The 10088-nt window shown below is 43.8% G+C and carries 7 protein-coding genes; 4 read left to right on the forward strand and 3 right to left on the reverse strand.

Features of this window, described 5'->3' with window-relative positions:
• Window positions 1–199 precede the first annotated feature (199 nt).
• Complete coding sequence (locus ACM0OZ_RS46415) at window positions 200–979, forward strand: hypothetical protein (RefSeq protein ID WP_414589738.1); 780 nt, start codon at window positions 200–202, stop codon at window positions 977–979.
• Window positions 980–1278: 299 nt separating this feature from the next.
• On the opposite strand, the gene hetR is transcribed toward ACM0OZ_RS46415, so the two are convergent.
• The 3 genes from hetR to ACM0OZ_RS46430 all read right to left on the reverse strand — a co-directional run bounded on the left by hetR (window position 1279) and on the right by ACM0OZ_RS46430 (window position 7315).
• The gene (hetR, locus tag ACM0OZ_RS46420; RefSeq protein ID WP_073629253.1) at window positions 1279–2178 is read right to left on the reverse strand and encodes a heterocyst differentiation master regulator HetR; all 900 of its coding nucleotides are present in this window, start codon (window positions 2176–2178) and stop codon (window positions 1279–1281) included.
• A 1601-nt stretch (window positions 2179–3779) separates the two neighbouring features.
• Complete coding sequence (locus ACM0OZ_RS46425) at window positions 3780–5804, reverse strand: EamA family transporter (RefSeq protein ID WP_414589739.1); 2025 nt, start codon at window positions 5802–5804, stop codon at window positions 3780–3782.
• Between the two features lie 311 nt (window positions 5805–6115).
• Window positions 6116–7315: an RNA-guided endonuclease InsQ/TnpB family protein gene (locus ACM0OZ_RS46430; protein ID WP_414589740.1), complete on the reverse strand. Its 1200-nt coding sequence runs from the start codon at window positions 7313–7315 to the stop codon at window positions 6116–6118.
• Between the two features lie 85 nt (window positions 7316–7400).
• Between ACM0OZ_RS46430 and tnpA the strand changes: the two genes are divergently transcribed.
• From tnpA to ACM0OZ_RS46445, 3 genes are all read left to right on the forward strand, one after another.
• Window positions 7401–7796 (forward strand): IS200/IS605 family transposase, encoded by a 396-nt coding sequence (gene tnpA / locus ACM0OZ_RS46435; protein ID WP_414589741.1) that lies wholly within the window; start codon window positions 7401–7403, stop codon window positions 7794–7796.
• 245 nt (window positions 7797–8041) lie between these two features.
• Window positions 8042–8596: a DM13 domain-containing protein gene (locus tag ACM0OZ_RS46440; RefSeq protein ID WP_414589742.1), complete on the forward strand. Its 555-nt coding sequence runs from the start codon at window positions 8042–8044 to the stop codon at window positions 8594–8596.
• 64 nt (window positions 8597–8660) lie between these two features.
• A complete protein-coding gene (locus ACM0OZ_RS46445; protein WP_414589743.1) occupies window positions 8661–10004 on the forward strand; it encodes a 2Fe-2S iron-sulfur cluster-binding protein in 1344 nt (447 codons plus the stop codon).
• Window positions 10005–10088 lie beyond the last annotated feature (84 nt).

The following is a 10088-nucleotide window of genomic DNA, read 5'->3' on the forward strand; positions in this document are numbered from 1 at the left end:
CCCTCATCTCCCTCACTCCCTCACTCCCTCACTCCCTCACTCCCTCACTCCCTCATCCCCCTCATCTCCCTCATCCCCCTCATCTCCCTCATCTCCCTGACTCCCTCACTCCCTGACTCTCTCATCTCTGTATTGCACGCATCAAAACGGGCTTCTATCATGAAATAGCATACTCTTGGGTGTTTGGAGAAGGGAAATAATGTTAGAGAACAGAAAAAGCGAAGATACCCATTGGCTTGGGTTAAAAGCTAGGCGCATTACAAAGCGTCTTGAAAGCGCAGACGGCTTAAGAGCAGTTGTTTGCCGAGTCACTGCAATGGCTAGCGTACCAGTCTTTGCTGTGACTGGATGGTTAGCAATGACTTCATCTACTATGGCTGTCACCGCCACATACAGGAATAATTTCCGTGTTTGTGCTGGGCGACTTTTGAGGGCGGGAGTAGCAGCGGAAGCAGCATCACAAGCTTGTGCTGCTGCACTACGTCCTGGTGACTTGTCTGCTTGCGTGAGTAGAATTGGGCGGCAAACACAAATTGCAGGACCTGATGCACTGGCAACTTGTACGCAATCACGGCGTCCTGAAGATTTAGCGACTTGTGTTGTTGGGATCAGTCGCTACACTCGGGAGGCTGCTAACCCAGCAGTTTTAAATTATTGCGGTCGTAGCTTGTTACCCGTGCGGTTTGCTGAGTGTGTGGTGGGTTTGCGTGCTGAAATTGATATTGCTCCCCCTCAAGCATTGGAAACTTGTATTGATGCCAGCGACCGGGTTAGCGGCTTTTTGCCTACTTTTATACCCTCAACTGCGCAACCAAGTCAATTTAGACCCACTTATGAGTCTACTCCACTTCCGCCTCAGGCTACCCCAACTCCATCTGCGCCTTCCACAGTTCCGCCTGCGACTGATTCAGGTTCATCTGACCCTAATCAAACGCCGACTGAGCCTAGTCAAACTCCAGCAAATCCCAGTACTAGGTAAGTACTATTAACATTAAGAAGAACGCAGAACACACAATCCAGAACACAGTTGGGTATCCCTATAAATAAATTTAGGGGATTTGATAAGGACGCCAAGGCAAGCTCGTACACTTTGCGCAAGGGAATAAATCTTTTTCATATGCCATAAGAAAGTTGGGGGCTTGCATCCTTTTCTTATTCTGACTACTGAGTTCTCAGTCCAAGCGCTGCGGGCTTCGGTCATCAGTTAACAGTTAGCAGTAAACAGTTGACTGATAACTGATAACTCATAACTGATAACTGATAACTGATAACTGGTTTTTAGTCTTCTTTTTTCCCAAACACCATTTGTAGAATCATAGGAACTCCTCCGTCTTCGTGATATTTATCTGCCCAAGCACGGATGACTTCGTCTAATTCTTCCATAGCTTTCTCAAATCGCTCTGGTGGAATATCCAGTTCTTCCAGAACGCGCATTGTGTTTGGTCGCCGTTCTGCCCAATCTTTCATCATCCGGAAATACCGAGCAGTATCTTCCACCATGATGTAAGTACGCTCTTGCTCATCTACAGGAGCGTAAAAAGGACGCGTCAGAGCGTAGAAGGGCATTCCCCAAGGTGAATCGATGCGTGTCACCGTACCAGAGTAGAGCAGACGGCGTTTGATATGCTCCGCCAACGCTTCACTCAATTCCATCCGGTTTTCTGGGGGTAAGTCTTCCTGAGAGCGTTTGTGCAGGAATTCAATTAACTCCAGAAACTCAAAAGAGGTGATTAACTGGGCATCGGGCAGATTAGACGGCAGTTTCTGCTCAATTTGTCTTTTCTCTTCTGATGTGAGACTTGTACCCGGAATGCGCGATCGCCCCGGTCGCCAAGGATATCTTTCCATCCAAACATAAGGCAACTGAATCAGATAGCGCGGTTCTTGAGAACCCAGCATCTTCAGCAATTTACCCTCAGTCAGCGCTTGTCTGACTTCCTCAACAATGATTTTTACCCGCTTCGGCTCAAGGTGGTGCAAATGCCCAGTCATCCGCAGGTTTTGCCCCTGCTCCAGATAGGTCATATAAATCGCACACTTGGCAGCCGTTGCTGCAGCATCTAAAAACGCCCCATGCCTATGCCCGCTCGTCCGCATAGCACTAAAAGCCAGGTATAGCATGATCTGATCCATTGCACTGGGGCCAAGACGTTTGATCAGATCTACGTCGTTACTCATATTACAGAAACTTGAATAGCACGTTTACACAATTGTCAATCAATGGAAAATAAGTAGTATACACCCACCACTAGGTGATGTCTTTACCTCAGATTATCTATTATGCGTTATGTATGAGTATTCATGGTAGTCATAGTTGGCAATTTATCCGTATTTTCAAGCACAAATCCAGAGCCAGCACTGTTTGTACAGTTGCTCGTATATAAAAGTTGTACAAGCTATTGCCACCGAATCGCAAGTATCAACACGTACACGCAAAACCAACTAGCAACAGTTCCACAAGCGCATCTTTCCAACAAGAGGCAAAGAACCGACACAACGGGAAGTCAAATCCAACGAATAAGGCATGATTTCAAGGAGGATGCCTCGTTTGAAGCGATTGTTTCGGTTCAAAAACTAGCTAGTCCGTACGGTTTATGAATAATACCTCTGTCAAAGAAAGATAATTTTCGTACCTTTTCTTGCGAATTCAGGTAGTACTGAGTAGAGCGAGATGATTATGAGCGAGTTACTCCCTTCTCGCATTCAGATACGATTCAATATCTTGCCTACTTTTTTAGCCTGCCTAGGTAAAGACTCTCAGGATAGAATGCAGGTTTGGGTGTTTCACCTGCCCTGGTAACAACATTAACAGAAAAAGAGGTGGCGCGGCTCTTTGCATGCTGTACTTCTCAAAACTTGCAGTTATGTTTTGGCGGTACAACCAATCTTTTTTCCGAAAAATCCCTGACCTTACGTTCCAAAGATAATCCAAGGTTCAAACTACCTTTTTATTTCGACAATTTTTGCTAATTCTATCAACCTCTTTTAGACCGTAATGTTAGAGAAGATACAGAATACCAAACTAGACTTTTTAAAGTCATTTATCTTAAAAAATTAATTTATACTATTACTTTAAAAATATATATTTGTATAAATAAATTTAAGTTATTTTTACACAATTGTTACCAAAGAGAGTTAAGTAAACTCAAGTTTAACGAATAGTAAAAAATTAGTTTTTATGGTGAAAAGCCTCATAAAATAAGGCTTTCAGATATTATAATTGTTGGTAAATCTAAAGAAATGCAAAAGAGGGTGTAGGGTTTCACCCCTCAATTTGAGCCACACAAAATTTACAATGAAATAACTCTATACTGACAAGGGTTTCCCCTAACAGTTGGCAAATTATAGCGCAATACGGCTCAGTTAGAATGAAAAACACAAAAGGGCTTTGTTGGGGAGGACACTTCTGTGCAGGGGTTTCCCACGCGCTTGGAAAGTGCCTGTTTGACAAACGAAACCCACAACTGTACAAGGCATAGCTTGCGTAGAGCCGCTTTACCTAACAAAAAACATTCTTCTTAACTCAACGGTATTGAATTCTAGCGATTTTCGATTTAATCTGATAAATATGTGGGCTTAAAGCGTTCCCGAAGAAGAGAGTACAACTGTACTCTTATTTGAAGTGCTACGCTCTACACGCCTACAATTTGGTGTATTCCACACACATGAAAAGCCCGATAAATATGTAACCAAAAAATAACCAAAAAGTTTTGTGTGAATCTTCCGGATTCCCTGATAAAGACATTGTATATTCTGAATTGTTTAGAAATCTCTTGCTATTAATTGGAAGACTTATTATGGGGTTTAGGAGAATTGCGGATTTTTTCAAAACAGAAAATCAGCGCTCCGAAAGTCACTAGCAAAACTCCCAAAGCTTGCTCAAGCGCCAAGGTTTCCTGAATAATAAACCCAGCAAAAATGACCGTGAGGGCGGGAATACTTGCACCGATAATTGCTGCTCGCGAGCCACCAACTTTACGAATCCCAAAATTATTTAACAAATAGCCCAAGAGCGTCAGGACACCCAGTAGGAAAGCACATAAAACAAGTTCGAGCAAGCCAGCAGGGTTCAGTTGCACCTTCCAGTTTGTGGGTAAAGACAGTACTAAACCGAAGATAGACAGCAGCAACATCGTAGCGAAGTTAATCAAGGTAAAAGAAACTGGATGCAGTTTCGCAGCACATTTGCGTGAGAAAATTAGGTAGAAGGCAAAAGCTGTTCCAGAAGCAAGTGCTGCAATGCTCCCCAGAGGAATATTGCCCATGACAGTTCTGGTGGAACCTCCTAAAACGAGCAACTCACCTAAGCCAATGACAGCGATCGCGCCAGTAGTGAACAAAGTCAGGCGATCGCCCTTTGAGCGGTTCCCGGAGCCAGCATCGCGGAATAAAAACCACGACAGGAGTGCGTTGATCACCGGATAGACAAAGAAAAGTGCGATCGCCATTCCAGTGGCAAGTTGACCGATGGCAAGGTAAATGAGAAGCTGAGATATAAATAAAAAGCATCCACTAACAATCGACAGTACCAACACCCCTTTTGCAGTGGGATTCGTGGCATTTTTTCGCAGTGAGCTACTCACGTATTGCAAATCTTCCCACACTCGTGAATGCAGCATCGGAGCCAAAAGCAACATCAGCGGTACAACCACCAGCATCCTGAGCATCAAAATTAACAGACAATTCCCCAAAGTCGGCGAGATCAGGCGCTGCACGTCAAACACACCGAAAATTTGGGAACCTGGGAGGAAAATCACTTTAATGGCTACGTTGTACAGCGCTGACGCCACTGTTGACAACACAAGCAGGATGACTCCCGTCAGTTGCACCGAAGACATTCTCGTCTGCGGTAGAGGTTGGTTTGGTGTTGGTTGTGGTTCTGGCTTTGAGGCGGTGGACTCAGATGTTACGGGAGTTGGTTCTGGAATTGCAGCAGGAGGCTGAGTTGTTTCCCATGGCGAGGCTATGCTTTCATAAACAGAACCCGGAGTAGGCGTTTCTTCCTGTGACGCACTACTGGGTAAAACCGTAATTTCTAGCGGAACATCCGTTTGCAACTTCGTTGGAGTTTCCGAGGAAGTTGGTTGTGGTTGTTGTGGAGTTTGTTCAATCTCAGGAGGGGGAACTTGTGCGATTGCCTTTGACACTGCGCTTTGTGCGATTGGCTTTGCCACTGCCCCGTTCGGCTGAGCGCTCACGGCGAAGCCTTGGGCAATCGCCTTGCTTTCATCTCCTGTTGTTCCTTCCAATTCAGAGCGGAGGCGATTGACTAACTCTATTAAAATTGCTTCACCTTCCCTTTGCTGGACACTCATCCGGGATAACTGTTGAGAAACACTGCTTTGATAGTTTTTCAGCTCCTGTTGCAGTGAGTTAAAGGTGATAGTCAGGCTGTCATCCAAAGAGCCAAGGAGTTTTTCAGCATATTCATTTTCACTCTCTAAGGTTGTGGGTGTTTGAGAAACACGCTCCATAGCTTGGTTCGCTAAAGTTTCCAGAGATGATTGCAGCTGCGTTGATATATGATGAGCCAAAACTTGTGACAACTGACGAATCAACGCTTGCTGTTCGTTGATTTGGTGCCCCTGTTGTAGATGTTCTTTTTCCTCTTGGAGCCGTCTAATCTCTTTAGTTAAGCGGTCTTTTTCTGCCTGTAGCTTGTGCACATCTTCGTGTAACGACTTCAGCAAATTCCGTTGGAGAATCTGCAATTCCTCAGTAACAGCCCGTAAGGCAGTTTCTGCTGCCCCGTATGGATCGCCTTTTCCTCCCAGGTTATCTGGTCGCCTCTCAAATCGCCCCATTAGTCTTTAACCTCTCACCGTTTCAGCATCAAGCAGCTTAGTGTTTACTTGATCGGCGCTTATATTCCTACTATTTCTGTTTCGTGTCAATGGACATATATTCACTTTCAGATAGAAAATGGTCCGAAGGCTGAAAAATCGGTATTTTTTAATCTCAGATGAAAGCTGATACGCCAACGACAGTGACTGTTTAGATATCTTGACAAATATTATTCTGTACTGTAGAGGTATCAGTAACCCAAAGCGCTACACAATAAAACCAAGGTTAAAATAATTGCATACAAGATATTCTCGTTTGACACTCCCCACGGCTAAAAGCCGGGGGATTCTTGGCTCAACGTTGGAACTTGCTGTACCAGGGTTGTCCCAAGCAGAGTAGAGGTTTCAACTCCCCAAGCGTTACTTCCCGGATGCCCTCCGGTAGACTTTGCTTTTAACAAAATATTGATAGCTGCATTCACATCTCTTTGCAAGACCGTTCCGCAATGTGGGCAGTTGTGAGTTCTTGTGGAGAGCGACTTTTTAACCGTCTCTCTGCAATTACTGCACTTCTGACTTGTGTAGTGAGGTGCAACAGCTACAACTTTAGTGTTGAACTTCAAAGCAAAGTATTCCAAGCAACGACGAAAAGTAGTCCAAGCAACATCATTGATTGATTTGGCTAGGCGACGATTTGTTGCCAGCCCCTTCACATTCAAGTCTTCATAGGCGACTAAGGCGTTAGCCTTGCATACGCAACGTGCCAGTCTCTTGGCATGTTCTTCACGTTGCCTACTTACTCTTAAATGCTTCCGGGCATATCTCCCTCGCGCTTTTCGTCTGTTGTTCGTTCCTCTTTCTTTTTTGTAAATTCGACGTTGAGCGTGCTTGATGGCTTTCTCTGCTTTACGCAAGAATCTGGGATTTTCCTCGTGGTGCCCGTTGGAATCGGAGTAAAAGTACTCTAACCCGACATCTAACCCAACCTGACCATCCCCGGTTCGAGGTTCACAGGTTGCATCCACTTTGACGCAAAATTGCACGTAGTAACCATCAGCCCTACGGACAATCCGAACCCGCTTAATTAACTCAATTGGGTACGTGTGGAAATCCCACTTGCCCAATAGTTTGAGTTCTCCAATCCCTTTCTTATCCGAGAAAGTTATTCGGCGTTTTGATAGATGTAACTTCCATCCTGATACCTTGTACTCAACAGAGCGACTGTCTTTCTTAAAGCGTGGATAGCCAATATTTCCTGGTTTGTTGTTCTTGCAGTTATCAAAAAACCTATTGATTGCACGCTCTACATTTTCAACAGACGCTTGACAAGCATGGCTGTTTAAATCTTTGACAAACTTGTATTCTGCTCTAACTCTCGTGTTGTACTGGTACAGTTCTTTCTTGCCTACTCCACGGTTATCCATCCAGTATCTAAGTACCTTGTTCCGCACAAACTGACTTGTACGTATAGCTTCGTCTATAGCTTTTGCTTGATTGGGCTTAATCACCGCTTTGTACTCCAGTACCAACACTCTTGAATCACCTCCTTAATTAGATATCTTATAGCTGTATAATTTAAATTATATACATAAGAGCTATCTAATTTCAGGGAAATCTATGAAAGATTTCAAATCAAACAAAAATATCGTCTATTCGTGCAAGTATCATGTTGTCTGGTGTCCCAAATATCGTCGTCCCGTACTAGTTAACGAAGTTGAACCACGGCTAAAAGAACTTTTGTATCAGATAGCCAAGGAAATTCAAGTGGAAATCATTGAACTTGAAGTAATGCCAGATCACGTACACGTACTGCTTGAGTGCGATCCACAATTTGGTATTCACAAAGTAATGAAGCGATTTAAAGGTACAACCTCTCGGTATTTGAGACAGGAATTCCCTCATCTGAAAAGCAGGATTCCAACACTTTGGACAAATTCTTATTTTGTCTCAACAGTAGGAGGCGCACCTTTAGAGGTAATTAAGCAGTATGTTGCCAACCAAAAAGAAGTTTGACGGGGATTAAAATCCCCTCACGGCGTCGCCCATAAATCGAATTTAGGGGCTTGCGCCCTCCGATCTTCGGTCAATTACATACCATGACCGTTTAGCGATCGCCACCTAAGGAGCGATCTTGGCTACCCCTTAAAATAAAACTCAGCTTAGGTTATGAGATTTTGCTGAGAAATTTGTAAAAATTTTCTCGCCTAAATATCAGCTTTCTTAAGTAAACTCCTTAGCAAAGCATCATCATGCAACTAATGACTCAAGCAACAATTAAATTGTTGCTTGATTGCATTAAGAAAGTATCAGCCATGAAATTGAAACAAAAGATATTGTTGAGTCTAGCTTCTCTTGTGGTAGTCAGTTGTGCAGCAGAAGTTCTTAAGAATCAGGTGGCTGCTGCTACACCGTCAGCTCAGACACAATCTTCAACCCAGTCGAAGCAAAACAAACAAACAACTGTTAAATCTGGCACTTTTGTTTCTGGAGAACATAACACTCAAGGAACTGCTCGCATTGTGACCAGAAATGGAAAATCCTTTGTGGAACTTAGTTCTGATTTTAAGACCTCGAATCTTGGACCCGATTTGGTCGTCATTTTGCATCAATCCAAAAATGTCATTAATACTACCAAACCACCTGCTTATCCTTTAAAAAAGGGAGATTACGTAATTCTTGCCCCTCTACAAAAATTTAGTGGCACTCAGAGTTATTCAATTCCTAGTAGTGTCAATTTAGCAAAATACCAATCTGCTGTTATCTGGTGTCGCAAATTCAACGCAACCTTTGGGGCTGCAACATTGAACAGTTAGTTAACAGTTTGAGATCTAACTCCAGTCGATTGCGTTAATAATTACAACTAGACAGGAAACAATAGTGCTGGAAAGTCTGGGAAGAATTCAGAATCCATTACTTAGAAGTGTGACAGCAGCAGCTACAGTTTGCTCTGCAGTTACCCTAGCTGCTGCTGTAGCCATTGGTGTAACAAATGCCAAAGATAAATCTGCTTATCAGTTTGGTGTGTATTCTGCGCTCTTTGGAACCGGGTGTGGTGCAGTCTTTGGTTTAGTTCATACTGGCAAAGCAAGTCAACAACAATCTGCTCAAGACCTTAATATTAGGCGTTCCTCTCAAACAACAAACAGCAAGATCTGGCAGGATTGGCGTAACTTTGTGGTGGTTCGCAAGGTAAAAGAAAGTGAGGAAATTACTTCATTTTATCTGAAACCTGAGGATAACGGGGAAATTCCTAACTTTCAACCGGGTCAATTCTTAACTATCAAGCTGGAGATCCCCGGACAAACTAAGCCTGTCATTCGCACGTACTCTCTTTCAGATTACACCGATTCGTGTGAATACTATCGCCTATCCATTAAGCAAGAAACCACTCCTACGGGGTTAGATGTACCGGCTGGTATTGCATCTAACTTTATGCACGATTTTGTCAATGAAGGTTCCGTTATTACAGCAAAACCACCAAGCGGTAGGTTTGTTATAGATGTTCAGAAGTCATTGCCTGCCGTGCTGATTAGTAATGGTGTCGGAATTACTCCTATGATCAGCATGGCAAAGGCGTGCAGCCGTCTTAACCCCAATCGACCTATCTGGTTTGTACATGGTGTTAGGGATGGTAGGTTTCACGCATTCCAGGATGAAGTTTTGGGGCTTAGTCAACGCAATGCCAACCTCAAGGTACATTTTCGCTACAGCCGTCCCAGAGCGGAAGACGAAGGTCTTTACCATAGTACTGGTTACGTAGACATTGCGTTAATTCAACAATTGGTTGGGCAAGGAGCCGAGTTTTTCCTTTGTGGTTCTCCACCCTTTATGCAATCTCTGCGCGAAGGACTCAAGGAATGGGGAGTTCCTGAAAGTAGAGTCTTCTTTGAATCCTTTACCAAGGGGGGTAAAGTCTCTTCTACAAGCCAACCTCCTGCTGCAACAGCAGGTGAAGACGTTAGAGAAGCTGAGATTGTCTTCACAAAATCGGGCAAAGCCTTGACTTGGCAGGAGGGTGATGGCACTATCTTGGAGTTTGCAGAAGCCAATGGCATTAACCCTCCCTATAGTTGTCGTGCAGGTATCTGTGGTACTTGTATGTGCAAAATCGATGCAGGCGAAGTTGCTTACCAGGAACCTCCAACTGCTGCAACCGATGAAAATTCAGTACTGATTTGTATTTCCAAACCAAGAACTTCCAGAGTTGTCCTCGATGTTTAAATTCTGGAAAGTTCAGGCAATGTTTTGGTAGTGTAGTCCCGAAACGTAGTTAAACGGTGTCAACCATAGTTTTTGGGTTCAAAA

It is taken from the genome of Scytonema sp. PCC 10023, assembly GCF_963920835.1.
Lineage (GTDB): Bacteria > Cyanobacteriota > Cyanobacteriia > Cyanobacteriales > Nostocaceae > Kalymmatonema.